Origin of the sequence: Streptacidiphilus fuscans, from assembly GCF_015690355.1 — a bacterium.
GTDB lineage: Bacteria > Actinomycetota > Actinomycetes > Streptomycetales > Streptomycetaceae > Streptacidiphilus > Streptacidiphilus fuscans.
In genome coordinates this window covers 72,344-96,603 of sequence record NZ_JADPRT010000021.1, presented here as the reverse complement: position 1 = coordinate 96,603, position 24,260 = coordinate 72,344, and the positions used below count along the sequence as shown (strand labels likewise).

Annotated in this window: 20 protein-coding genes; 5 read left to right on the top strand and 15 right to left on the bottom strand. The window is 70.9% G+C overall.

Translation table 11 applies throughout. The features are described 5' to 3' along the window. Window positions 1-123 precede the first annotated feature (123 nt). On the top strand, window positions 124-1,107 hold the full coding sequence (locus I2501_RS35280) for a LuxR C-terminal-related transcriptional regulator (RefSeq protein ID WP_196198268.1): 984 nt from the start codon (window positions 124-126) through the stop codon (window positions 1,105-1,107). 22 nt (window positions 1,108-1,129) lie between these two features. On the opposite strand, the gene I2501_RS35275 is transcribed toward I2501_RS35280, so the two are convergent. After that, window positions 1,130-1,804: a monooxygenase family protein gene (locus I2501_RS35275; protein WP_236047832.1), complete on the bottom strand. Its 675-nt coding sequence runs from the start codon at window positions 1,802-1,804 to the stop codon at window positions 1,130-1,132. A gap of 83 nt (window positions 1,805-1,887) precedes the next feature. On the opposite strand from I2501_RS35275, the gene I2501_RS35270 reads away from it, so the two are divergent. Then, the gene (locus I2501_RS35270) at window positions 1,888-2,562 is read left to right on the top strand and encodes a MerR family transcriptional regulator (RefSeq protein WP_196198267.1); all 675 of its coding nucleotides are present in this window, start codon (window positions 1,888-1,890) and stop codon (window positions 2,560-2,562) included. A gap of 7 nt (window positions 2,563-2,569) precedes the next feature. Here I2501_RS35270 and I2501_RS35265 read toward each other — a convergent pair whose 3' ends face one another. The 4 genes from I2501_RS35265 to I2501_RS35250 all read right to left on the bottom strand — a co-directional run bounded on the left by I2501_RS35265 (window position 2,570) and on the right by I2501_RS35250 (window position 7,286). Beyond that, window positions 2,570-4,207, bottom strand: a complete 1,638-nt coding sequence (locus I2501_RS35265) for an amidohydrolase (protein ID WP_196198266.1) — start codon at window positions 4,205-4,207, stop codon at window positions 2,570-2,572. Between the two features lie 177 nt (window positions 4,208-4,384). Further along, a complete protein-coding gene (locus I2501_RS35260) occupies window positions 4,385-5,575 on the bottom strand; it encodes a dipeptidase (protein ID WP_196198265.1) in 1,191 nt (396 codons plus the stop codon). A gap of 5 nt (window positions 5,576-5,580) precedes the next feature. Beyond that, window positions 5,581-6,120, bottom strand: a complete 540-nt coding sequence (gene purE / locus I2501_RS35255) for a 5-(carboxyamino)imidazole ribonucleotide mutase (protein WP_236047830.1) — start codon at window positions 6,118-6,120, stop codon at window positions 5,581-5,583. Beyond that, window positions 6,117-7,286 (bottom strand): 5-(carboxyamino)imidazole ribonucleotide synthase, encoded by a 1,170-nt coding sequence (locus I2501_RS35250; protein ID WP_236047870.1) that lies wholly within the window; start codon window positions 7,284-7,286, stop codon window positions 6,117-6,119. Before I2501_RS35250 ends, purE begins: the two co-directional genes overlap by 4 nt. A gap of 232 nt (window positions 7,287-7,518) precedes the next feature. Between I2501_RS35250 and I2501_RS35245 the strand changes: the two genes are divergently transcribed. Continuing rightward, window positions 7,519-8,034: a GtrA family protein gene (locus I2501_RS35245; protein ID WP_196198263.1), complete on the top strand. Its 516-nt coding sequence runs from the start codon at window positions 7,519-7,521 to the stop codon at window positions 8,032-8,034. A gap of 252 nt (window positions 8,035-8,286) precedes the next feature. On the opposite strand, the gene I2501_RS35240 is transcribed toward I2501_RS35245, so the two are convergent. Both I2501_RS35240 and I2501_RS35235 read right to left on the bottom strand, forming a co-directional pair. After that, window positions 8,287-9,537 (bottom strand): ATP-binding protein, encoded by a 1,251-nt coding sequence (locus I2501_RS35240; RefSeq protein ID WP_196198262.1) that lies wholly within the window; start codon window positions 9,535-9,537, stop codon window positions 8,287-8,289. Window positions 9,538-9,551: 14 nt separating this feature from the next. After that, on the bottom strand, window positions 9,552-10,226 hold the full coding sequence (locus tag I2501_RS35235; protein WP_196198261.1) for a response regulator transcription factor: 675 nt from the start codon (window positions 10,224-10,226) through the stop codon (window positions 9,552-9,554). Window positions 10,227-10,390: 164 nt separating this feature from the next. Here I2501_RS35235 and I2501_RS35230 point away from each other — a divergent pair, with 164 nt between their 5' ends. Beyond that, window positions 10,391-11,884, top strand: coding sequence for a peptide MFS transporter (locus I2501_RS35230; protein ID WP_196198260.1), 1,494 nt, complete (start codon window positions 10,391-10,393; stop codon window positions 11,882-11,884). A 281-nt stretch (window positions 11,885-12,165) separates the two neighbouring features. Continuing rightward, window positions 12,166-13,686: a peptide MFS transporter gene (locus I2501_RS35225; protein WP_196198259.1), complete on the top strand. Its 1,521-nt coding sequence runs from the start codon at window positions 12,166-12,168 to the stop codon at window positions 13,684-13,686. Between the two features lie 117 nt (window positions 13,687-13,803). Here I2501_RS35225 and I2501_RS35220 read toward each other — a convergent pair whose 3' ends face one another. The 8 genes from I2501_RS35220 to hutU form a co-directional block, all read right to left on the bottom strand. Continuing rightward, window positions 13,804-15,243 carry a hypothetical protein gene (locus I2501_RS35220; RefSeq protein ID WP_328806844.1) on the bottom strand — a complete coding sequence of 480 codons (1,440 nt, stop codon included), beginning with the start codon at window positions 15,241-15,243 and terminating at the stop codon, window positions 13,804-13,806. Window positions 15,244-15,246: 3 nt separating this feature from the next. Next, complete coding sequence (locus tag I2501_RS35215) at window positions 15,247-16,557, bottom strand: neocarzinostatin apoprotein domain-containing protein (RefSeq protein ID WP_196198258.1); 1,311 nt, start codon at window positions 16,555-16,557, stop codon at window positions 15,247-15,249. Continuing rightward, a complete protein-coding gene (locus I2501_RS35210; protein WP_196198257.1) occupies window positions 16,554-17,546 on the bottom strand; it encodes a COG1470 family protein in 993 nt (330 codons plus the stop codon). The genes I2501_RS35215 and I2501_RS35210 overlap by 4 nt, the downstream gene beginning before the upstream one ends. Window positions 17,547-17,636: 90 nt before the next feature. Next, window positions 17,637-18,434: an LPXTG cell wall anchor domain-containing protein gene (locus tag I2501_RS35205; protein WP_328806843.1), complete on the bottom strand. Its 798-nt coding sequence runs from the start codon at window positions 18,432-18,434 to the stop codon at window positions 17,637-17,639. 159 nt (window positions 18,435-18,593) lie between these two features. Continuing rightward, a complete protein-coding gene (gene hutI / locus I2501_RS35200) occupies window positions 18,594-19,751 on the bottom strand; it encodes an imidazolonepropionase (protein ID WP_196198256.1) in 1,158 nt (385 codons plus the stop codon). Window positions 19,752-19,894: 143 nt separating this feature from the next. After that, window positions 19,895-21,289, bottom strand: a complete 1,395-nt coding sequence (locus I2501_RS35195) for a formimidoylglutamate deiminase (RefSeq protein ID WP_196198255.1) — start codon at window positions 21,287-21,289, stop codon at window positions 19,895-19,897. Next, window positions 21,280-22,524: an allantoate amidohydrolase gene (locus I2501_RS35190; protein WP_408022812.1), complete on the bottom strand. Its 1,245-nt coding sequence runs from the start codon at window positions 22,522-22,524 to the stop codon at window positions 21,280-21,282. The genes I2501_RS35195 and I2501_RS35190 overlap by 10 nt, the downstream gene beginning before the upstream one ends. 7 nt (window positions 22,525-22,531) lie before the next feature. After that, window positions 22,532-24,202 carry a urocanate hydratase gene (gene hutU / locus I2501_RS35185; protein ID WP_196198254.1) on the bottom strand — a complete coding sequence of 557 codons (1,671 nt, stop codon included), beginning with the start codon at window positions 24,200-24,202 and terminating at the stop codon, window positions 22,532-22,534. Window positions 24,203-24,260 lie beyond the last annotated feature (58 nt).

Below are 24,260 nucleotides of genomic sequence, written 5' to 3'. Positions count from 1 at the left end.
TCCTACGGAACCCGGTGTCCAGGGGGTACCGGATCGGGAGGGGACCGGGAACAGGGGTGCCCATGCTGGGACGGTCAACAGGCGCGTCCTCGCCTGACATCCCTCGGCCACCGGAGACGAGAAGTGCTGAACCTCCCGCACCTGGATGCGACGTCCGTCACCGTCTATCGGGCTCACGTCGCCCACCCCAGTGCCACCGAAGAGCAGCTCTGCGCGATGCTGGGCGTCCCGCTCGACGAGCTGCGGCGCGCGCAGCGCCAACTGGAGACGCTGAACCTGCTGCGCCCGGCGCCGAACGGCCTGTGGGTAGCGGTCCACCCGGAAACGGCCTCCGACCTGCTGCTCTCCGAGGCCGAGCGGGTCCTGATCGAGCAGCGCACGGCGATGGCCAGCGCCCGCGCCCGTCTGGACGCGCTGACCGGCGACTATTTGGACGCCCTCCGGGACCGTCCGGTCAACCGCGGCGTCGAGAGCGTCGAGGGCCAGGAGGAACTGCGGGCGGTCATCGAGGAGTTGACCCTCGGCTGCCGCTCCAGCGTGGACGCCATGGTCCGGATCAGCGACCAGGCCGACCGGGAGTTGCTGCCGGAGATGCAGCTCGACCTCGCGATGCTGGCGGGCCGCGTGCGGGTGCGGACCCTGATGCAGCGCTCCGGGCCGGGGAACCTGGGGGCCAAGTACCTCCGGGCGATCTCGACCGCCGGCGCCCAGGTGAAGAGCCTGACCGTGCTGCCCGCGTGCATGCTGGTCTTCGACGGCGCGACCGCGGTGCTGCCGCTCGGTCCCGGCGGCGCGCCGGGCCACGGCGTGGTGATCCGCGACCCGGCGGTCCTACAGTTGCTCACGGAGCTGTTCGAGCAGCACTGGGAGCAGGCGAGCGACGTCGCCGACCTTGCGACGGCGACGTCGGACGCGGGGCCGACCGACATGGAGCGCGCGGTGCTGCGGATGATGGCGGCGGGCAAGAAGGACGAGGTGATCGCACGCCAGGTCGGCGTCTCGACCCGTTCGATCAGCCGGGTGATCGCCGCGTTGATGCAGCGTCTGCAGGCCGACAACCGCTTCCAGGCGGGCGTCCACGCCACCGCCAACGGATGGCTGGCGTGACTCCGCCGGGCACGGCCGGTCGCTATCGGGTTCCCGCCTCCCGGCGGCTGATCAGCGTCTCCACGGCGGCCTGCCGCTCCTCCTCGGTGGTCGCGGCGAAGGCCGGGTCCTCGCCGCGGTCGTAGCCGTGGCCGCCCTCGCGGGAGACGGCGGGCTGGAGGCCCATGATCGCGCCCAGGCCCGTCGGCGGCATGTCCCCGTAGAGGCACTGGTAGCCGCCCGCGCGCACGGAGAGCATCTCGTGCCAGATGCCGACCGCGCCCTTGCCCGCGAAGTACCGCTTCCAGAAGGCGGTTTCGGCCGGACGGTGGGCGCGCTGCGCGTCGTGCGCGAAGGCGCGGATGTCACCGGCGCGACGCCAGTACTGGATCACCATCACCTGGCCGACGGTCGGGCCCAGCAGCAGGCGGTAGCCGAGGAGCCCGCTGTCCGGGTCGCGGGAGAGGTCGCGCAGCATGCGCGGCATGGCCATCAGCACCGGAGCCCAGTGCCGCACCGCGAACCAGCGGTTGACCCGCAGGCCGATCAGCAGGATCGCGACCGGTTCGTCGTTCTCGGCCAGGTACCGCCCGCGCAGCGGAGCGCGTCCGTGCTCGGGGGTGTGCTCGCGTCCGGCCTCGGGGGTGTGGGGCCCTACCCTGGTCCATTCGGGGCGGGCCACCAGACGTATACCGTTGACGAGGTCCATTCCGTCCATGGATGGATAGTGACACTATCCTACACGCCTGTCGAGATGTCGGACGCAGTGTCGGACGAGATGTCAGAACGGAGCAAAGCCAGGTGCAGCTCTCGGAGTTGAGCGAACGCAGCGGGGTATCCGCGGCCAGCGTCAAGTACTACCTGCGTGAAGGCCTGCTCCCGGCGGGCACGCCCGTCAGCGCGCGCAAGGCCGAGTACGACGACGACCACCTGCGCCGACTCCGGCTGATCCGGGCGATGCTGTCGGTCGGCGGGATGTCGGTGAGCCAGGCCCGCGACGTCCTCGCGGTCGCCGAGGACCCCGCCTTCGGCCGCCACGAGCGGCTCGGCATCGCCCAGTACCTGCTGCCCCCGCAGGTCACCCCGCCGGACCCTGCGCCGGACGCGGCGGCGCACGCCGCGTGGACCGCTCTCCGCGCCGAGATCCTCGCCCTGCTGCGGGACGAACTCGGCTGGCAGATCACGGAGTTCGCCCCGGCCCTGGACACCCTCACCCGCGCCCTGACCACCCTGCGCGACCTCGGCTACCGCGCGGACGTCGCGTTCCTCCAGCGCTACGGCGAGGCGCTGCGCCCGATCGCGGAGGCCGAGTACCAGGTGATCGAGGAGATCCCGCAGGTCGAGGAGGCGATCGAAGCGACGATCGCCTACACCGTGCTCTACGAACCGGTGGTGCTGGCGCTGCGCCGACTCGCCCACGAGGACGTCTCGGCCCGGCTCCACCCGGGCACGCCCAACCCGGGCACGCCGGACTGACGTAGCGTCAGCCTGCCGCGTAGACCCGCTCGCCGCCGACGAAGGTCTGCTCGACCGTCGTCGCACCGATCTCGTCGGCGGGACCCGCGTACGGGTCGCGGTCGACCACGACCAGGTCGGCCAGCGCGCCCGGACGGATCACGCCGGTCTCGTCGAGGTGGTTCACATGGGCGCTGCCCGCCGTGTACGCGGCCAGCATGGTGGTGAGGTCGATCCGCTGCTCGGGGAGGAAGACCTCCCGGTCGTCCCCGTGGTTGACCCGGTTGACCGCGACGTGGATGCCCTGCCATGGGTCGGGCGTGCTCACCGGCCAGTCGCTGCCCGCCGCCAGCGTCGCGCCCGCGCGCACCAGGTCGCCGAACGGGTACTGCCAGTCGGCCGACTCCCCGCCCAGGAAAGGGATGCAGAGCGCGTCCAGCTGCGGCTCGTGCGCGGCCCACAGCGGCTGCAGGTTGGCAATCGCGCCCAGCTTCGCGAAGCGCGGCACGTCGTCGGGGTGCACCACCTGGAGGTGCGCCAGGTGGTGCCGGTTGTTGCCACGGCCGTTGGCGTGCAGCGCGGCCTCGACCGCGTCCAGCGCCTCGCGCACGGCACGGTCGCCCAGCGCGTGGAAGTGCACCTGGAACCCGAGCGCGTCCAGCTCGATGACGTACGACCGCAGCGCGACCGGATCCACGAAGCTCAGGCCGGAGTTGTCGGTGGTGCAGCCGCAGGCGTCCTTGTACGGGACGGTCATCGCGGCGGTGAAGTTCTCGGCGATCCCGTCCTGCATCACCTTGACCGACCCGGCCCGGAACCGCCCGGCCGTCAGCTTGTCGCGCCGCGCGACCAGCTCCGGGATCTGCTCCGCGCCGCGCTCCCGGTCCCACCACAGCGCGCCGTTGACGCGCGCGGTCAACTGCCCGTCGTTGGCGGCGGCGAGGTACGCGTCGGAGACGTCCGGCTGGCCGTTGAACACCCCGAGGATGGCGTCCTGCCAGGCGGTGATCCCGAGCGAGTGCAGGTACGCCTGCGCGCGCAGCAGACCCTTGACCCGGTCCTCGACCGTCGCCTTGGGGACGACCCGGGCGACCAGGGCAGTCGCGCCCTCCTGCAGCATGCCGCCGGGCGAGCCGTCCGGCTCGCGCTCGATCCGGCCGTCGGCGGGGTCCAGCGTCTGTGCGGTCAGCCCGGCCAGCTCCAGGGCACGGGTGTTGGCCCAGGCGCCGTGGTGGTCCCGGTTCAGCAGGAAGACCGGCCGGTCAGGCACGATCGCGTCGAGCTGCGCACGGCTCGGCAGCCCGCCCTCGAACGCCTCCATCGCCCAGCCAGCCCCGGTGATCCACGGCCGCGTCGGATGCGCGTCGGCGTACGCGGCGATCCGGCGGGTGTACTCCCCCAGATCGGTCGCGCCGGAGAGGTCGCACTCCCCCATCTCGACGCCGCCGTACACGGCGTGGACGTGCGCGTCCTGGAACCCGGGCAGCAGGGCGCGTCCGCGCAGATCGACGATCTCGGTCCCGGGCCCGACGAGCTCCCGCAGGTCGTCCTGCCCGACCGCGAGGATCCGCTCCCCCCGCACGGCGACAGCGCTGGCGCGCGTCCGCGCGGAGTCCATGGTGAGCACGGGGCCACCCACGAAGAGGACATCGACGTCGTCAGGCATGCGTTTCCCCTGTCACCAGCAGTGTCAGGTTGCATGTTAACTCTTACCTGGCGACCGCTCAGATGAGGCCAGACGCATATGCCAGAGAATGCACAAGGTAGTTGCACAACCAGGGGCGCGGGGCTCTGCTGACATGCGGCTCTGGCTGTGCAACTACCTGCGGCAGCGAAAGCTCACCTAACCGTCGAGTTGACCGATCGTCGCGATCGACGGCGTCTCGAACCGGAGCTCGTGTGCCACCCTCTCCGCCTCGCGGAGCACGCGGACCGCGTTCTTCCACGTCAGCTTCGCGAGGTCGTCACGCGACCACCCGCGTCGCAGCAGCTCCGCGATCAGATTCGGGTAACCCGACACGTCCTCCAGCCCCTTGGGCGTGAACGCCGTGCCGTCGTAGTCGCCGCCGAGGCCGATGTGGTCCACGCCCGCGACCTCGCGCATGTGGTCCAGGTGGTCGGCGACCGTCGCCTCCGTCGCGACCGGTCGCGGGTTCGCCGCCTCGAACTCGGCCTGGACCGCAAGCCCCGCCGGTGACAGGTCGAGATGGTGGAAGCCGTGCGCGACCATGTTCGCGTCGGCCGCCTTCGTCCAGGCAACCGCCTCCGGGAGGACGAACTTGGGCACGAAGGTCGCCATCGCCACGCCGCCGTTGACCGGCAGTTGGGCCAGCACGTCGTCGGGGATGTTGCGCACGTGGTCGCAGACGGCACGCGACGACGAGTGCGAGAAGATCACCGGCGCCCGCGTCACCCCCAGCGCGGACCGCATCGTGTCGGCGGAGACGTGCGAGAGGTCGACCAGCATGCCGAGGCGGTTCATCTCGCGGACGACCTCCTCGCCGAAGCGGGTCAGGCCGCCGGCCTTCGGCTCGTCGGTGGCCGAGTCCGCCCAGGAGAGGTTGTCGTTGTGGGTGAGCGTCATGTACCGCACGCCCAGCTGGTACAGCGCACGCAGCGTCGCCAGCGACTCGTCGATCGAGTGGCCGCCCTCCGCGCCCATCAGCGAGGCGAGCCGGCCGTCCGCCCGGGCCTGCTCCATGTCATCGGCGGAGAAGGCCAGTTCCAGCTGAGCCGGATAACGGGCGACCAGCGCGCGGACGCAGTCGATCTGCTCGAGCGTCGCGCTGACCGCCTTGTCGCCCGCGAAGTCGCTGCGGACGTAGACGGACCAGAACTGCGCGCCCACGCCGCCCGCCCGCAGCCGGGCCAGGTCGGTGTGCAGGTGCTCGCGCTGGTCGGTGGCGATGTCACGCTGCGCCAGGTCGTAGTGGACCTGCTCGCGCAGCTTCCACGGCAGGTCGTTGTGACCGTCGACCACCGGGTACTCGGCGAGCAGCTGTCGTGCCTGCTCCAGCAGTTCCGCGTCCGCCACGGCGCTCAGCCCCCGAAGCCGAAGCTGGCGGCACCGGCGACCTTGGCCCGCAGCTTGCGGCCCTTCTCGGTGGCCTGCTCGTTCAGCTCCTGCTGGAAATCGGCCATCCGCCGGGCCAGGTCCGGGTCGAACGCCGCGAGCATCCGCACCGCGAGCAGACCCGCGTTGCGCGCTCCGCCGACGGAGACCGTCGCCACCGGGACGCCGGCCGGCATCTGCACGATGGAGAGCAGCGAGTCCATGCCGTCCAGATACTTCAGCGGCACCGGGACGCCGATGACCGGCAGCGTGGTGACGGAGGCGAGCATGCCCGGCAGATGCGCCGCACCGCCCGCGCCCGCGATGATCGCCTTCAGTCCGCGACCGGCGGCGGCCTCGCCGTAGGCGACCATCTCGCGCGGCATCCGGTGTGCGGAGACGACGTCCACCTCGTAGCGGATCTCGAACTCCTCCAGCGCCTGCGCTGCGGCCTCCATGACCGGCCAGTCGGAGTCCGAACCCATCACAATGCCGACAACCGGCTGTTCGGTCATCTGCTCGGTCATTCCGTGATGTCCCCTCGAAGGTAGGCGGCGGCGTGCCGGGCACGCTCCCGGACGTCGTCCAGGTCGTCGCCGAAGACTGTGACGTGGCCCACCTTACGGCCGGGCTTCACATCCTTGCCGTACATGTGGATGCGCAGTCCGGGGTCACGCGCCATGCAGTGCAGGTACGCGCTGTACATGTCCGGGTAGTCGCCGCCGAGGACGTTGACCATCACGGTCCACGGCTGACGCGGACGCGGGTCGCCGAGCGGCAGGTCGAGCACGGCGCGGACGTGGTTCTCGAACTGCGAGGTGACCGCGCCGTCGATGGACCAGTGGCCGGAGTTGTGCGGACGCATGGCCAGCTCGTTGACCAGCACGCGGCCGTCGCGCGTCTCGAAGAGCTCGACGGCGAGGTGGCCGGTGATGTCCAGCTCGCCCGCGATCCGCAGCGCCAGCGCCTGGGCCTCGGCGGCCAGGTCCGCGGAGAGGTTGGGCGCGGGCGCGATCACCTCGTGGCAGATGCCGCCGACCTGCACGGACTCGACGACCGGGTACGCCACGGCCTGCCCGTGCGGCGAGCGGACCACGTCGGCGGCCAGCTCGCGGACGAAGTCGACCTTCTCCTCGGCGAGCACGGGCACGCCCGCGCGGAACGGCTCGGCGGCCTCGGTCTCGTCGGCGACAACCCAGACGCCCTTGCCGTCGTACCCCCCTCGGGTGGTCTTCAGGACGACCGGGTAGCCGCCCACCCGTCGCCCGCCACCACCCTTGTCCGAGGCGCTTCGCGCCGCAGCTTCACCCTCGTTCGCGAAGGCGGTCACGTCGGCCGGGTCGCTGACCAGGCGGTGGCGCGGGCAGGGGACGCCGAGGCCGTCCAGCTTGGCCCGCATCAGGCCCTTGTCCTGCGCGTACACCAGCGCGTCCGGGCCCGGCCGGACCGCGAAGCCCTCGGCCTGGAGGGTGCGCAGGTGCTCGGTCGGCACGTGCTCGTGATCGAACGTGATCACGTCGCAGCCCTCGGCGAAGCGCCGCAGCGTGTCCAGGTCGCGGTAGTCACCGAGGACGACGTCGCCCACGACGAGCGACGCGGAGTCCTGCGAGGTGTCCGCCAACAACCTGAAGCGCACGCCCAGCGGGATCGCCGCGTCGTGTGCCATCCGGGCCAGCTGCCCGCCACCGATCATGCCCACCACGGGAAAAGTCACAGGGCAAGGATATCGGGCCGGGCCGGGAGCCCGATCGCCCAGGTCCGGGGCGGTTCCCGAGCCGATCCCACCCCGTCCCAGGAGGTGCGGTCAAGGCAGAGTTCCGTGAGGATTTAACAGGAGAAGTATTTGTCACACCGGTGACCGGACTATCGTCGTGTTCGGTAGCCGCGCCGTTAAGAGGGCGCCGAGTAGAGACGGACCCCGAGACATGACCGCATCCCCTGTCAGTGGCGGACGCACGTCGAACGCGCTGCGCCGCGTGGCCGCCGAGGCGGCCAAGTTCGGCATCGTCGGGATATCGGGCGTCGTGATCCAGCTGATCGCCTTCTCGATCCTGCTGGACTTCATGCAGACCGTCCGTGCCAACGTCGTCGCGACGCTGATCGCCATCGCGACCAACTACGTGGGCTACCGCTACTGGGTCTACCGGGACGCGGACAGGAAGACGCGGTCCCGCGAGATCACCCTGTTCCTGATCTTCAGCGGCATCGGCCTGGTGGTCCAGAACGTCGTCCTCTACGCGCTGGTCTACGGCTTCGGCTTCCACACCAAGCTGGAGAACATGGTCTGCAGCATCGTGGGCATCGGCGTGGCCACGGTCTTCCGCTTCTGGGCGTACCGCACCTTCGTCTTCAAGACCGTCCAGCAGGCGGAGGAGGCGGTCGAGGCCGCCGAACAGATCCTCGCCGCGGAGCAGGTCAAGCGCCAGCCCGCCCGCCACTGAGCTGAGCGCTCCGCGCGGCGGGAAGTTGCAACTTCCTCAGGGGCGCGGGGCTCAGCTGATATGCGGCTCCGCCGCATGGGCGCGACGAGGCGAGCACTTCGCTCACGCAGGTAGTTGCACTACTCAGGGGCGCGGGGAACTGCGCGACAAGCCACCCACGACGGATGGTCCTCAACGGTCAGGGCCATCCGCACAGGGTGGTTTCTCGCGCAGTTCCCCGCGCCCCTTGCGTGCTGCGCCTACCGCCTCTGCCTAGGCCGCTTCCTCGTGCCGGGCCAGGAAGAGCGCGAAGACCGGGGGTCGCTGCGAGAGCAGCTCCAGGCGGCCGCCGTCCGCCTCGGCGAGGTCGCGGGCGACCGCGAGGCCGATGCCGGTGGAGTTGTGGCCGCTGACCGCGCGTTCGAAGACGCGGGCGCCCAGTTCGTCCGGGACGCCCGCGCCCTCGTCCTGGCACTCGATGACGACCTTGGTGTCGCGCACACGGGTGCGCAACGTCACCGAGCCGTCGCCGTGCATCAGCGAGTTCTCGATCAGCGCCGCGATGACCTGCGCGACCGCGCCCGGCGTGCCGACGGCCCAGAGTCCGGGCGGGCCCTCCAGATAGAGCTTGCGGCCGTAGCGGCGCAGCGCCGGACGCCACTCCTCGGCCTGCTGCTTGATGACCTCGTCCACGTCGAAGGCGACCGCCGAGGTGTTGCGCGACTCCCTGCTGTTGGTCAGCAGCCGCTGGACGACGTTCGTCAGCCGCTCGACCTGGACCAGGGCGATCGCGGCCTCCTCCTTGACCGTGTCGAGGTCGTCCGTCTCGATGATCTCCTCCAGCCGCATCGACAGCGCGGTCAGCGGCGTGCGCAGCTGGTGGGAGGCGTCGGCGGCGAGGCGGCGCTCCGCCGTCAGCATCCGGCCGATGCGGTCCGCGCTGCGGTCGAGGACCTCGCCGACGCGGTCGAGCTCGGGGAGGCCGTAGCGGCGCTGCCTCGGGCGCGGGTCGCCGGAGCCGAGGCGTTCCGCCGTCTCCGCCAGGTCGAGCAGCGGGCGGGTGATCCGCTTGGACTGCCACAGCGCCAGTGCCATCGCCGCGGCGATGGTCAGCGCCGCGACGCCGACCAGGAGCAGCAGCATCCGCAGGATCGACGAGTTGACGGGGCCGCGCGCCTCCTGCACGAGCACGGACTCGCCGTGCGGGCCGTGCTCCGTCGCCGTGACCGGGTTGTCGCCCGCCGGGGGCTTGCCGAGCGTGATGGTGGAGCTGTCGGCGAGCTGGACCACGGCGTAGCGGCCTGCGCCCTGGTCGTTGAGCCCCGTGAGCGAGGCGGCGTCGATCGGCTCCTTGGCGACGTACCGGTTCTCCACCACGCCGACCATGTGCAGCGCCTCGGTGCGCACCGCGTCCTGCGCCGCGCTCTCGATACTGCGCTTCTCGACCAGCGCCAGCGGCACGCTGAACAGAGCCACCGTCACGAGCACCACGGCGAGGATGGAGTTGAGCAACCTGCGCTTCACGTACGAGGTCCTGCCTAGCCCTTTTCGAAGCGGAAGCCGACGCCGCGCACGGTGGTGATGTAGCGGGGGCTGGCCGCGTCGTCGCCCAGCTTCTTGCGCAGCCAGGAGATGTGCATGTCGAGGGTCTTGGTCGAGGTCCACCAGGTGGTGTCCCAGACCTCGCGCATGATCTGCTCACGCGTCACGACCCGGCCCGCGTCCCGGACCAGGACGCGGAGCAGCTCGAACTCCTTGGCGGAGAGCTGCATCTCCTCCTCGCCCAGCCAGGCGCGGTGCGAGTCGACGTCGATCTTGACGCCGTGCGCGCCGGTGCTCATGTCGGCGGTGCCGCGGCGCAGCAACGCCCGGACCCGGGCCAGCAGTTCGGCCAGGCGGAACGGCTTGGTGACGTAGTCGTCCGCGCCGGCGTCCAGGCCGACGACGGTGTCCACCTCGTCGGCGCGGGCGGTCAGCACCAGGACCGGGAAGGCATGGCCGTCGGCGCGCAGCCGACGGGCGACCTCAAGGCCGTCCATGCCGGGCAGGCCGAGGTCGAGCACGAGCAGGTCGACCGCACCGCCGGTGCCCGCGGTCTCCAGCGCCGAGGGGCCGTCCTCACGGACGATCACCTCGTAGCCCTCGCGACGCAGGGCGCGGGCGAGCGGCTCGGAGATGGCGATGTCGTCCTCGGCGAGCAGTACACGCGTCATGGCTCGATCGTAGTCCGCCGAGCGGCCCCGACCCGCTTCCATCGAACGGAGGACCGTACGCCGCCTTGCAGGGCCATTGCGGGGTCACTGCCCTACCGTCGACAAAAGCACTACAGAAACGATCAATACGGGATGAATGCCCCCGGGGAGAGGCGACGCAGCGCATGGCTCAGGACGTGGCGCCACCGACGGACCGGCACGCACACCGGAGCTTCTTCGGTCATCCCTGGGGGCTGGCGACGCTCTTCACCACCGAGATGTGGGAGCGGTTCAGCTACTACGGCATGCGCGCGCTGCTGGTCCTCTATCTCACCGCCTCGCACGGCGACGGCGGCCTCGGCTTCTCCAAGAGCACCGCGACCGCCATCTACAGCGTCTACGTCTCGATGGTCTACCTGCTGACGCTGCCCGGCGGCTGGGTGGCCGACCGGTTCTGGGGGCCGCGGAAGACCGTCGCCGTGGGCGGCGGCGTGATCATGATCGGGCACTTCCTGCTGGCGCTGCCCGCCACCGCGTCCTTCTTCGGCGGGCTGGTCTTCATCGCGATCGGCTCCGGGCTGCTCAAGGCCAACATCTCGACGATGGTCGGACAGCTCTACAGCGGCCCGGAGGACCCGCGCCGGGACGGCGGCTTCACCATCTTCTACATGGGCATCAACCTCGGCGCGTTCGCGGCGCCGTTGGTGATCGGCACCGTCGGGCAGCGGGTCAACTGGCACCTGGGCTTCGCGCTGGCCGGGATCGGCATGGGCATCGGCCTGGCCATCTACCTGATCGGCATGGGCACCCTGAGCCCGCACAGCTCCGTCGTGCCCACCCCGCTCGGCCGCGAGGCGAAGCGCAGCGTGCTGCTCAAGGCGCTGTTCTGGCTGGCGGTGGCCGTCGTCTTCTACGCGATCGTCGGCGGCACCGGCCACTACACGATCAACTGGGTCACCATCCCGCTGACCGTCATCGGCCTGGTCTTCCCAGCCTGGATGCTGTGGAAGATCAAGCACGACCGGGACCTCTCCCCTGCGGAGAACTCGAAGATGACCGGCTACATCTGGTTCTTCGTGGCGGCGGCCGTCTTCTGGATGATCTACGACCAGGGCGGCTCCACGCTCAACATCTTCGCCACCGACAACACGGCCAACAGCCTGCTCGGGGTCCACTTCCCGTCGAGCTGGTTCCAGTCGCTCAACCCCCTCTACATCATGGCGCTGGGCCCCGTCTTCGCCTGGATGTGGCAGTGGCTGGCGGCGCGGAACCGGGAGCCGGAAACGGCGACCAAGTTCTCCCTCGGCCTCTTCCTGGTCGGCGCGTCCTTCGCCGTCTTCCTCGGGGCGCTGGCGGCGGCGAGCGGCGGGAACAAGGTGACGCCGCTCTGGCTCTGCGTCGTCTACCTGGTCCAGACGGTCGGCGAGCTCTGCCTCTCCCCCGTCGGCCTCTCGGTCACCACCAAGCTGGCCCCGGAGAAGTACGGGAGCCAGATGATGGGCGTCTGGTTCCTCGCGGTGACGGCCGGCGACTGCACCACCTCCCTGGCCACCACGGCGGGCGCGGACCTGAACAGCCGCGGCTACGTGGCGGCGGAGGTGGCGCTGGCGGTGGTGGCCGGCATCGCGATCCTGCTGAACCGGCACAAGATCCGGCACTACCTGGGCGAAGTGCGCTGAGCATTACCACGCGGAGGGGTCCGACGGTGGGACCTGAGAACCACGTCACAGTAGGGAACCGAACACGCCCTGACGCCGAGTCGCATATTCAGCCATTCAAGGCCTGTTTTCATCGATGAATCACAGGTGAACGAACCCGAAACCGATGGATTTGCAGCTGTGGTGCCCGGAATCCGGAATCGGGCATAGCCCTCAATCGCCCTGATCGTCGTCAAAGCCAGTCAAACGCTGACCTACAGTGGTCCGAATCCTGTTGTACGACTGGCAAGGAAACCCCGCCGATGTCGCCGATACCTGCCGAGGTCGCCGTCGAGGCCGCGTCCGTTGCTCGGGAAACCCCCAGCCGGAAGACCTTCTTCGGACACCCCCGTGGCCTGTCGACGCTGTTCATGACCGAGATGTGGGAGCGCTTCAGCTTCTACGGCATGCGCGCGCTGCTGGTGCTCTACCTGGTTGCCCCCCATTCCAAGGGCGGCCTGGGTCTGGGCGCCGCGACGGGCATGGCGATCTACTCGATCTACAACGCCATGGTCTACCTGCTGGCTCTGCCCGGCGGCTGGATCTCCGACCGCTTCTGGGGCGCGCGCAAGACCGTCATGATCGGTGGCGCGATCATCATGATCGGCCACTTCCTGTTGGCCGTGCCCGCCGAGTTCTCCTTCTTCATCGGCCTGGGCTTCATCGCCGTCGGTTCCGGTCTGCTCAAGGCCAACATCTCGACGATGGTCGGCCACCTGTACCCGGACAAGAACGACCCGCGCCGGGACGGCGGCTTCACGATCTTCTACATGGGCATCAACCTGGGCGCCTTCGCCGCGCCGCTGGTGATCGGCACCGTGGGTCAGAACGTGAACTGGCACCTGGGCTTCGCCCTCGCCGGTGTCGGCATGGCCCTGGGCCTGATCAACTACATCGTCGGCGGTCGCCACCTCAGCGAGCAGAGCAAGATCGTCGCCTCGCCGATGCCGCGTGCCGAGCGCATGTCGATGCTGCGCAAGGCGGCCTTCTGGCTGGGCCTGGCCGTGGTCTTCTTCGGCGCGGTGGCCGTCAGCGGCCACCTGACGGTGAACTGGTTCATCTGGGCGCTGACCCTGGTCGGCCTGATCATCCCGATCGTCGTCTTCGCCCGCATCCGGCGCGACAAGGACCTGAGCGGGGACGAGCGCAACAAGCTCTCCGGCTACATCTGGTTCTTCGTGGCCGCGGCGATCTTCTGGATGATCTACGACCAGTCCGGCTCGACGCTGAACCTGTTCGCGACCAACAACACCGCGAGCAAGCTCTTCGGCTTCAACTTCCCGAGCACCTGGTTCCAGTCGCTGAACCCGCTCTACATCATGGCGCTGGCCCCGGTCTTCGCCTGGCTGTGGGTCTGGCTGAACCGTCGCGGCAAGAACCCGAGCACGGCCGTGAAGTTCGGCATCGGCTCGGTGCTGATCGGCGCCTCCTTCGTGGTCATGATGATCGCGCAGGCGGCGGCCTCGGGCGGCCACCTGGTCACCCCGCTCTGGCTGGCCCTGGTCTACCTGGTGCAGACCGTCGGTGAGCTGACGCTCTCCCCGGTCGGCCTGTCCGTCACCACCAAGCTGGCGCCGAAGAAGTACGCCAGCCAGATGATGGGCATCTGGTTCCTCGCGGTCACCGCGGGCGACTGCGTCGCCGCCGTGCTCCAGCAGCTGCTCGGCAACGCGTTCCTGAGCGACACGTCCTTCGCCATCCAGGGCGTGGCCGCCGCGCTGGCCGGTGTCGCGATGTTCATGTACCGCAAGAAGGTCCGCGCACTCATGGGCGACGTGCACTGACCACGTGCACTGACGCTGACGTACTGACGCGCTGACGCGCTGACGCGCTGACGTCGAAAGGGTGGGTCCCCGGTCGGGGGCCCACCCTTTCGCGTTGCCGTGACGGCCGGGAGTCGCTCAGCGCTGGCGGCGCAGACGACGCCACGGAGTGAGCACGAAGACCGCCGCACCGAGCAGCAGGATCGTGCCGCCGACCAGACCCAGCGCCTGGTACGGGGCGTTGCTGCCACCGGTCTCGGCCAGCCCGCCGCTGGTGCCGGCGCTACCGGCGGACCCGCTGCTGCCGCTGCCGCCAGTCGCGGCGGCCCCACCGGAGCTGCCCGAGCCGGAGCTGCCTCCGGAGGCGCTGCCGCCGGTGATGCCGCCGGAGCCGGCCGCGGTGACCTGGAGCGTGAGCGAGGGCGCGGGCGCCGGGCTCGGGGTGCAGGTGGTGGTCGTGCCGAGCGCGCTGATGGTCAGCACACCCGTGGCGAAGGTGACCTTGCCGGTGTGCCCGGGAGTGTAACTACCGGTCATGTCACTCGGCTTGATCGGTGTGTTGGCCGGGATCGCGGCGGAGTTCGCCGGGCCGTTCAGGGTCAGCGTCCCGTTGTCCGCGCCCGCCACGGCGACGGTGGTCTTCGGCGTCATCGACCCCGCCGGGAGCGCGACCGGCGAGGAGGAGACGCCGGAGGCGAAGGACTCGGTGAGCTTGTAGGAGCTGCCGGACTTCACCGCGCTGATGGTGATCTGCGGCTTGGCGCTGACGTTGCCGATCGGCGTGACGCACGCGTAGTCGACGGTCTCCGGGGTGCCGGGGAAGGACGTCCCGCCGCCTCCGGTGCCACCGGTCGAGCCGCCGCCGGTCGTGCTGCCGCCGGTGCTGCCACCCGTGTTGCCGCCGGTGGTCGTCCCACCGGACGTTGTCCCGCCGCTGGTCGTGCCGCCCGAGGTCGTGCCGCCGGTGCTCCCGCCCGTCGTGCCTCCGGTGCCTCCAGTGCCTCCCGTAGTGCCTCCGGACGTGCCTCCCGACGTCCCCCCGGTCGTGCCGCCGCCCGAGCCGACCTGGAGGGTCAGGCCGGGGCTGGGCGTCGCGTCGGGCGTGCAGGAGGTGTTCGTCGACATGACGTTGACGTTGTAGTCCTTCGGCGTGAAGGTCACGCTCCCGGCCGAGGTGAGCTTGATCGTCGCCGTCATGTCGGAGAGCACCATCGGCGAGTTCTTCGGGATCGGCGGGTTGGTCCGCGTCCCGGTCATCGCCAGCGTGCTGCTCTGGGCACCGCCGACGGACAGATCGCCGGTCGGCAGCACGGAGTTGGCGGCCAGGTCCACATAACCCGGGTTCTGCGAGGCGGCTTGGACGAAGTGCCAGGTGATGTTGACCGTGTCGCCCACGCTGGGGCTGGCGTTGGAGCTGGAGATCGCGACGACCGTGGTGCCGTGCACCGCGCCGCCGATGGGTGGGTTGCAGGTGGTGGCGAAACTGTCGTCGGCCGCGGAGGCGCTGGGCGCGCCCACGATCACCGAAGCGCCGACCAGGGCCATGATCAGGCCCCCGGCCAGCCGGATCCTCTTCACGTGTCAGTGGTCCTTTCCGCTCGGGGTGGTCGGACCAGGGGTGCGGGCCTGGGGTGGTGCGGGCTGAACTGGTGCGGACTGTTGCGGTGCGGGCTGTTCGGGTGCGGGCTGGGGCTCGGAGGCCACCACCGTTCCCGGTGCGAACCAGGGCAGGGTGGCCTCTCGCGACGTCGGTGCGGCCTGCGAAACGGTCGGGGCGTAGCTGGGCGGCAACGGCACCAGGATCGGCGGCAGCACGGTGGTCTCGGCGTTCGGATTGACGACCTCGCTCGGCGGGACCGCCGACATCGGCGCGGGCACCGGCACGCGGCGCGGCGCGGCCACGTGGCGCGGCGCGGGAGGCGTCACGAACGGACTCCCGGACGCCGACTGCTCGTCGGGCCGCGGGTCGCCCGCGCGGCGGCGGCCGAGGTGGGCGCGTCGCCGTTCCCGTGCGCGCTGGGTGACGTCGGGCCGGACCCGGTCGAGCACAGCGAGGCCGATCCGGAAGAGACCGACCGCGACCACGACGAAGAGCAGCACCCAGAAGACGTCGACGCCCCACGCCACCGGCAGGTTCAGGTGCTGGGTGGTGAGCGTGCGGCCCTGGTAGCTCAGGCCGACGAAGTACTGGCCGCTCGCGCCGGAGTCGAACTGGACCGGCAGGTCGATCTCCTGCGGCTTGTCCGGTTCCAGCGTCCCCTGCCACGGCGCGGCGCTCCAGTCGGGCGCCAGCACCGAGTGCCAGGTGCCGAGTTGGAACTCGGGGTTGCTGATCGGACTGCCGCCCATGTCCGCGACGACCATCCGCAGCGTCCGGTTCGGCGGCGAGCCGAACCAGTTGAGCAGTCCGTTGCTCCCGCTCAACGAGGCGCTCAGCATGACGAGTTGTCCGGCCCCTGCGGCGTTCGGCGGGATCGGCGCGGTCGGCGCGCCCATCACGTCGAACGGCGTGTTGACGCTCTGCTGGTTGCCCATCACGGCGCTGACGTGGATCACGCAGGGGCACGGCTTGGGCGGCGTGGCGACGGCCAGTTGCTGGGAGAACTGCCCGTGGGCATCGGTGGTGACGGCCCGGCCGGTCGCGTTGGCGCAGTCGTCGGTGCCCGCGACGGCGTCCTGGCCGCAGAGCAGCACGGTGAGCAGCGCGGAGGCGGGCCACCCGGAACCGGTGACGGTGATGGTCACGCCCGGCTTGGCGGCCGCGGGCACGGCGGTGGCCGTCGGGTTGCTGCTGCTGCCGTCCGCGTGGGCCGGTACGGCCCAGAGCCCGAGCAGCACCACGCAGAGCAACGCGACGAGTCGCTCGGCCCAGTTCAGCTGACGATACGTCATGCTGCCACCCCCGTCGGCCTCCGGCTTGCCTCACGGACGCGACGCCAGGCGTCGCCCGGGCCTCGGTGGATCCGTCGCCGTCTGGCCCGCCACCAGAGCCAGGACCCGCCACCGGTGACCACCAGGACCAGCAGCAGCACCAGCGCCCACGGCAGGACCAGATACCCGAGGCTTCCGTTCGCGGTGGCGCCGGTGGCGCTGTCCGTCGCCTTGACCGCGATCGAGACGTTGTCGACCAGCGCCGGACCGGGCAGGGCCTGGGTCAGCCGCACCGACTGGCCGGGCAGCAGGTCCCTACCGGTGTCTGTCAGTGGGCGGTGATAGACAGAACCGAACCAGCCGGACTCGGTCATCTCGACGCGGGGGTGGAGCGTCACGTTCCCCTGGTTGGTGAGCGTGTAGTGGAGTGAGGACCCTCGAACGGTGACGGACGTGACGGCGAGCGCGGGCAGGGAGACGCCGGTCACGCTGAGGTAGATGCGCACGGCAACAGCGCCGCTGCCCGGCTGGGCCGTGGTCGGCACCACCGTGATCGTGCCCGGATGGTCGCCGGGCTCGGCGGTGACGGGGAGCGAGAGGGTGAAGGGGATGTCTGCCCGGGTCCGGGGCGGCACCGTCAGCTTGGTGGTCGCCAGGGTCAGCCAGCTGCCGACGCCGGCCATGGTGCCGTGCAGTTGGAAGGTGATCGGCTTGGTACCGAGGTTCTCCACGGAGACGTGGTCGCTCAGCGTCCGACCGGGCGCGGATTCGAGGTAGAAGTACTGCCGGTCGCCCGGGCCGGGCGTGGTCACACCGGGCGGCGGAGTCGGAAAGACGGCCCACCCTCCGTTGGCGCTCGCGCCTGCGGCCGACGCCGTCCCCGCAGCGCCCAACAACAGCGCGCTGAGCGCCAGCAGTGCGGTGAGCACGGCCGCCACGGGCGCGGCACAGGCTGACGCGTCGAGGGTCCGCCGCGGTGGCGGCGGCACGGCGGGCGGGGATTGCGGCATCGGTCAGCCTCCCTTGCGGGAGCCCGGGGTGGTCGGCCCCGAGCCCCTTGGAACACACGATCCGTCAGATGGGGAACCAGGGTTGGCCACTCACATGCGGGCGCCGCCGCGCGCGGGTCGGTTGCGTCGGGTGAGCCACAGCGCGCCGGAGACGCCGACGAGCAGCACCGTGCCGCCGAACAGGCCGAACGCCACGGCGTCGTCCGCCGGACCGGTCTGCGGGAGAGTGCCGCCGGTACCGCCGGAGCTGCTCGACCCGCCGGTGGACCCGGATCCACCCGTGCTGCCGGAACCGCCGGTGCTCCCGGAGCTGCCGGAGCTGGAGCCGGAACCGGACCCGCCGCTGCTGCCCCCGGACCCAGAGCCCGAACCGCCGGACGCGCTGGTCACGTTGAGCGTCAGCGCGACCGGCGTTCCCGAGGCGGTGCAGTTCGTGGTGGTGCCGAGGGCGGCGATGACCAGCTTGCCCGGGGTCAGCGTCACCGAGCCGTTGTGGTGCGGGGTGTAGGCCCCGGTCATGCTGCCCAGCTTGATCGGGGTGTTGGCGGGGATCGTCTGCGCGTTGCCGCTGCCGTGCGCGACGAAGCTGCCCTGGTCGGCGCCGCCGACGTCGACGGTGACGCTGGGCACCATCGAGCCCGCGCCGAGCGCCACCGGACTGGACGAGACGCCGTTGGTGAAGGTGACCGTGACGTTGTAGTTCGACCCGCTGGCGGTCGCCTCGACGTCGACCTGCGAGGTCGCCGACTTGGTCCCGATCGGCGACTGACACACGTAGTTGACCGGGACCGTCGACGCGTGTGCCGGTGTGGCCACCGTCGCCGCCATGCCGAGGGCGAGCAGGCCCGCTGCCGCCGCCCCCCTGGTGATCCTCCTGCTGCCGCTCACGCTCGCCCTCCTCCGGACCGTGCACCTTACTGACTAGTCGTCAGATTTGCCGACGGTACGGCAGGCACACATCAGGGGGAAGCCTCGTGCAGCGACCTTCTCAGGGATCGGTGTGAACGTCTGGGAAGGCCGAGGTGTGCGAGCGGAGCAAAGGGCGCGTCAGACCACGCGCACGCCCCCCTGCCAGACGGCGCTGACCAGCGGGACGCCCGGGCGGTAGGCGAGGTGGACGTGCGACGGCGCGTCCAGCAGCACCAGGTCGGCACGGGCGCCGGGCGCCAGGTGGCCGATGTCGGTCCGCCGCAGCGCCCGGGCACCGCCGAGGGTGGCCGCGACCACGGCCTCGTCCGGCGTCATCCCCATGTCGCGGACGGCGACGGCGATGCAGAACGGCATGGAGCTGGTGAAGCTCGATCCCGGGTTGCAGTCCGTCGACAGCGCGACGGTCGCGCCCGCGTCGATGAGTCGGCGCGCGTCCGGGTAGACGGCGCGCGTCGAGAACTCCGCGCCCGGGAGCAGCGTCGCGACGGTGGTGTCCCGGGCGTCGGCCAGGGCCTTCACGTCCGCGTCGGAGAGGTGGGTGCAGTGGTCCGCGCTCGCCGCGCCGAGCTCGACGGCGAGCTGCACGCCGGGGCCCTCGGTCAGCTGGTTCGCGTGCACGCGCGGGACCAGCCCACGGGCCGCGCCCGCGGTCAGGATCGCCCGCGCCTGGTCGCCGTCGAACGCACCGCGCTCGCAGAAGACGTCCACCCAACGTGCGTGCGGCGCACAGGCGTCCAGCATCGGCCCGGTCACCAGGTCCACGTACCCGGCCGGGTCGTCGGCGTACTCGGGCGCGACGACGTGCGCGCCCAGGTAGGTCGTCTCGGCGGTGTGCGCACCGGCGATCCGCAGCGCGCGCGCCTCGTCCTCGACGGTCAGGCCGTAGCCGGACTTCACCTCGACGGTGGTGGTGCCCTGCCGCTGCATCTCCTTGACGAACCGCACCAGGTTGGCGTCGAGCGCCTCGTCCGAGGCGGCCCGCGTGGCGGCGACGGTCGTCCGGATGCCACCCGCGGTGTACGCCTGCCCCGACATCCGCGCGTTGAACTCGGCGGTGCGGTCACCCCCGAAGACGAGGTGCGAGTGCGAGTCCACGAACCCGGGAATCACGGCCCGCCCCCCGGCGTCCACCCGCGCGTCCGCGTCCGGCGCGGCAGCGGCGGAACCGACCCACGCGACCCGCCCGTCGTCGACGACCACCGCGGCGTCGGTGAGCGTCCCGAGCTCGGGATCGTTGGTGAGCAGGCTGCCGATGTTGGTGATCAGGGTGGTCATTTCGCTCCTTCGGATCGACCCTCAGGGGCGCGGGGAACTGCGCGAGAAACCCACCCTGTGCGGATGGCCCTGCGCGTTCGGCGACTCACCGCACAGGGTGGCTTGTCGCGCAGTTCCCCGCGCCCCTGGATGTTGCAACGTCCCTATTGCCTCAGTGCGGAGATTGCCTCGTTCAAAGCCCGCCCCGTCTCCGGGACGGAAACGTGCACGCCGTCCCGGACCACGACGCGCCCGCCGACGACCACGTCCCGCACCTCGGACGGGCTCGCCGCGAAGACCGCCGTCTCCACGCCCAACTCCGGCGGCTGGCCCGCCGTTCGGGGCGCGTCCAGCGCAACCGTGCAGAAGTCCGCGAGCGCCCCGCGCTCCAAGCGGCCCGCGTCCGCCCAGCCGAGCGACGCGTGGCCGTCCTCCGTCGCGGCGCGGAGCAGCGCCTGCGCCGTCCAGTGGCCGCGCTGCTGCGTCGCCAGACGCTCGTTCAGCTCCAGGGCGCGCGCCTCCTCGAAGAGGTCGATCACCGCGTGGCTGTCGGAGCCGAGCGAGATCGGGCAGCCGCCGTTGGCCAACTGCCGGGCCGGGCCGATGCCGTCCGCCAGATCGCGCTCGGTGGTCGGGCACATGCAGATGACCGTGGAGGTGTCCGTCAGCAGCCACTGGTCGTCCGCCGTCAGGTGGGTCGCGTGGACCGCGGAGGTCCGCGGGCCGAGGACGCCGTGGCGGGCGAGCAGCTGGGTCGGCGTCATGCCGAACCGCGCCAGGCAGGCCTCGTTCTCGGCGACCTGCTCCGAGAGGTGCACGTGCAGCGGCGCTCGCCGCTCCTTCGCCCAGGCGGCGACCGTGCCCAACTCCGTTGCGGGCACAGCCCGCACGGAGTGGATCGCGGCGCCGATCTTGGCGTGGTCGCGCTCCTTGAGCAGTGAGACGCGGTTGGCCCAGGCCTCCGCCGTGCCGTCGCTGAACCGCTCCTGGTGATGGTTCGGCGGCTCGCCGAACCCGCTGGAGAGGTAACAGGCGTCGAGCAGGGTGATCCGGATCCCGGCCCGCGAGGCCGCCTCGATCAGCGCCTCGCCCATCGCGTTCGGGTCGGCATAAGGGGCGCCGCCCGGCTGGTGGTGGACGTAGTGGAACTCGCCGACCGCGGTGATGCCCGCCAGCGCCATCTCGGCGTAGACGGCGGTCGCCAGCGCGAGGTAGTTGTCCGGGTCGAGCGCGTCGGCCGCCCGGTACATGGTGTCGCGCCAGGTCCAGAAGGTGCCGCTGCCGACCTGCACCGCACCGCGCAGCGCGCGGTGGAAGGCGTGCGAGTGCGCGTTGGCGTGGCCCGGCAGCGCCAGGCCGGTGAGGACGGTCGCACCGGCGGGCGCGGGCCCGCTGTCCGGGGTGAGCGCGCTGATCCGGCCGGTGGCGTCGACGTCGATGCGGACGTCTTCCTCGACGGCGGGCATCGACGCGCCCTCGCGCCGCAGCCAGGCGTGCGGGGCCCAGAAGACGGCCGCTGCCGCACCCTCACTCAACGCTGCCCCCTCACTCACCTGCATGACATAGCCTCCAGGACCTTGGCCAGCGCGGCGACGCCAGCCAGGCAGTCGGCCTCGTCCGCCGTTTCCGCGGGCGAGTGCGAGACGCCGGTGGGGTTCCGTACGAACAGCATCGCAGTCGGGATGGCGGCGGAGAGGATTCCCGCGTCGTGGCCCGCGCCGGTCGGCAGCACCGGCGTGTCGGCGCCGAGGACGGAGACCAGTTGGTCCCGCAGCGGCGCGTCGAAGTCCACGACCGGCGTGTACGACTCGCGTACGACCTCCGCGCGCACCCCGTCGCGCTCGGCGCGCTCGCGGGCGGCAGCGCCGATCTCTTCGACCAGCGCCGTCAGCGTCGCCTCGTCCGCGGCGCGCGAGTCCAGCCAGCCGCGCACCAGCGAGGCGATCGCGTTGGTGCCGTTGGGCTCGACGCTGACCTTGCCGAAGGTGGCCAGCGCACCCGCGAGCCGGGCCTTCTTCCGGGCCGCGAGCACGGTGTTGGCGTAGGTGAGCATCGGGTCGCGCCGGTCCTCCAGACGCGTGGTCCCGGCGTGGTTGGCCTCGCCGTGGAAGTCGAACCGCCAGCGGCCGTGCGGCCAGATCGCCGAGGCGACGCCGACCGCGTGCGGGGTCTCCGCCAGGTGGCGGCCCTGCTCGACGTGGAGCTCGACATACGCGCCGACGCGCGCCAGCCGCGCCTCGTCCCTGCCGATCGCGGCCGGGTCCTGCCCGGCGGCGGCCATGGCGTCCGGCAGCCAGACGCCGTCGGCGTCACGCAGCTTGAACGCCTGATCCTGCGTCAGCACACCTGCGGTGAGCCGGGATCCGACGCAGGCGACGCCGAACCGGGCGCCCTCCTCGTCGACGAAGTTGGTCAGCGCGATGGGCTTGGTCGGGCGGACGCCCCGAGCCAGCAGCGCGTCGAGCGCGGCGAACGAGGAGACCACGCCGAGCGGCCCGTCGTACGCGCCGCCGTCCGGGACGGAGTCCAGGTGGGAGCCGGTGACGACGGCCCCCTCACCCTCGGGATCCCCGTACCAGGCCCACTGGTTGCCGTTGCGGTCCACCTCGTAGGTGAGACCGCGCTTGCCGGCCTGCTCCTCGAACCACGCGCGGCACTCCGCGTCGGCGCTGGTCCAGGCGTGCCGGCGGTAACCGCCGGACTCCTGGAACCGGCCGACGGGCAGGAGCTCGTCCCACATCCGGCGGTAGCCGTCCGCGGCGTCGCCGAGCTCCTCCTCGTACGCCTTCGTCATCTGACCGTCACTCACCCTCGCGCATCGGGATGCGTACATCGCGCTCGTCGGCGACGTCGGCGGCCAGGTCGTAACCCGCGTCGACGTGGCGGATGACGCCCATGCCCGGGTCGTTGGTCAGCACCCGACGGATCTTCTCCCCCGCGAGCTTCGTCCCGTCCGCCACCGACACCTGACCCGCGTGGATCGAGCGGCCGATCCCGACACCGCCACCGTGGTGGATCGACACCCACGAGGCGCCCGAGGCCACGTTCACCATGGCGTTGAGCAGCGGCCAGTCCGCGATCGCGTCGGAACCGTCCAGCATCGACTCCGTCTCGCGGTACGGGGAGGCCACCGAGCCGCAGTCCAGGTGGTCGCGGCCGATCACGATCGGCGCGGACAGCTCACCCGAGGCCACCATGTCGTTGAACCGCTCACCGGCCTTGTCCCGCTCCCCGTAGCCCAGCCAGCAGATCCGCGCCGGCAGGCCCTGGTAGTGGACCCGCTCCTGCGCCATCTTGATCCAGCGGTGCAGCGACTCGTTCTCCGGGAACAGGTCCAAGATCGCCTGGTCGGTCTTCGCGATGTCCTGCGGGTCACCCGACAGCGCCGCCCAGCGGAACGGGCCCTTGCCCTCGCAGAACAGCGGACGAATGTAGGCCGGGACGAAGCCGGGGAAGTCGAACGCCCGGGAGTAGCCCGCGAGCTGGGCCTCGCCGCGGATCGAGTTGCCGTAGTCGAAGACCTCGGCGCCCTTGTCCTGGAAGCCGACCATGGCCTCGACGTGCTTGGCCATCGCCTCACGCGAACGCTGCGTGAACTCCTCCGGCTTCTCGGCGGCGTAGGCGGCCATGTCGTCGAACGCGACACCGATCGGCAGGTACGACAGCGGGTCGTGCGCCGAGGTCTGGTCCGTGACGATGTCGATCGGCGCGTCCATCGCCAGCAGCGCCGGCACCAGCTCCGCCGCGTTGCCCAAAAGGCCAATGGAGAGCGGCTTGCGCGCATCGCGGGCCTCGACCGCCAAGTCCAGGGCGTGCTTGAGGTCCTTCGCCTCCACATCCAGGTAACGGTGCTCGATCCGACGCGAGATACGGGAGGGGTCGCAGTCGATGCAGATCGCGACACCGTCGTTCATCGTCACCGCCAGCGGCTGGGCACCACCCATCCCACCCAGACCGGCGGTCAGCGTGATCGTCCCGGCCAGCGTGCCGTTGAACCGCTTCGCGGCGACCGCCGAGAAGGTCTCGTAGGTGCCCTGCAGGATGCCCTGCGTTCCGATGTAGATCCACGAACCGGCCGTCATCTGCCCGTACATGGTCAGACCCAGCGACTCCAGACGACGGAACTCCTCCCAGTTCGCCCAGTCACCCACCAGGTTCGAGTTCGCGATCAACACACGCGGCGCCCACTCGTGGGTCTGCCACACACCCACCGGACGCCCCGACTGCACCAGCATCGTCTCGTCGCCCTTGAGCGTCTGCAGGGTCCGCACCATCGCGTCGTACGAACGCCAGTCACGGGCCGCCTTGCCCGTACCGCCGTAGACGACCAGCTTCTCCGGATGCTCCGCAACCTCCGGATCCAGGTTGTTGTTCAACATCCGCAGGGCGGCCTCCTGCTGCCAACCCAAAGTGCTGAGCTCCGTGCCACGTGCGGCACGGACCGTACGAGGGCCGCTCTGCTGCTGCGCCATGGGTTCCGTCCTCCCTGGAGGTCGTGATGCTGAGGTCCTGGATGGATCCATTCAGATT

Bases quoted from the DNA above. Each gene is read 5' to 3' on its own strand.
- I2501_RS35275 (WP_236047832.1), bottom strand. From the start codon at position 1,804: ATGGACGGAATGGACCTCGTCAACGGTATACGTCTGGTGGCCCGCCCC.
- I2501_RS35265 (WP_196198266.1), bottom strand. From the start codon at position 4,207: ATGCCTGACGACGTCGATGTCCTCTTCGTGGGTGGCCCCGTGCTCACC.
- purE (WP_236047830.1), bottom strand. From the start codon at position 6,120: ATGACCGAGCAGATGACCGAACAGCCGGTTGTCGGCATTGTGATGGGT.
- I2501_RS35250 (WP_236047870.1), bottom strand. From the start codon at position 7,286: ATGATCGGTGGCGGGCAGCTGGCCCGGATGGCACACGACGCGGCGATC.
- I2501_RS35245 (WP_196198263.1), top strand. From the start codon at position 7,519: ATGACCGCATCCCCTGTCAGTGGCGGACGCACGTCGAACGCGCTGCGC.
- I2501_RS35235 (WP_196198261.1), bottom strand. From the start codon at position 10,226: ATGACGCGTGTACTGCTCGCCGAGGACGACATCGCCATCTCCGAGCCG.
- I2501_RS35230 (WP_196198260.1), top strand. From the start codon at position 10,391: ATGGCTCAGGACGTGGCGCCACCGACGGACCGGCACGCACACCGGAGC.
- I2501_RS35225 (WP_196198259.1), top strand. From the start codon at position 12,166: ATGTCGCCGATACCTGCCGAGGTCGCCGTCGAGGCCGCGTCCGTTGCT.
- I2501_RS35215 (WP_196198258.1), bottom strand. From the start codon at position 16,557: ATGACGTATCGTCAGCTGAACTGGGCCGAGCGACTCGTCGCGTTGCTC.
- I2501_RS35210 (WP_196198257.1), bottom strand. From the start codon at position 17,546: ATGCCGCAATCCCCGCCCGCCGTGCCGCCGCCACCGCGGCGGACCCTC.
- hutI (WP_196198256.1), bottom strand. From the start codon at position 19,751: ATGACCACCCTGATCACCAACATCGGCAGCCTGCTCACCAACGATCCC.
- I2501_RS35195 (WP_196198255.1), bottom strand. From the start codon at position 21,289: ATGCAGGTGAGTGAGGGGGCAGCGTTGAGTGAGGGTGCGGCAGCGGCC.
- I2501_RS35190 (WP_408022812.1), bottom strand. From the start codon at position 22,524: ATGACGAAGGCGTACGAGGAGGAGCTCGGCGACGCCGCGGACGGCTAC.
- hutU (WP_196198254.1), bottom strand. From the start codon at position 24,202: ATGGCGCAGCAGCAGAGCGGCCCTCGTACGGTCCGTGCCGCACGTGGC.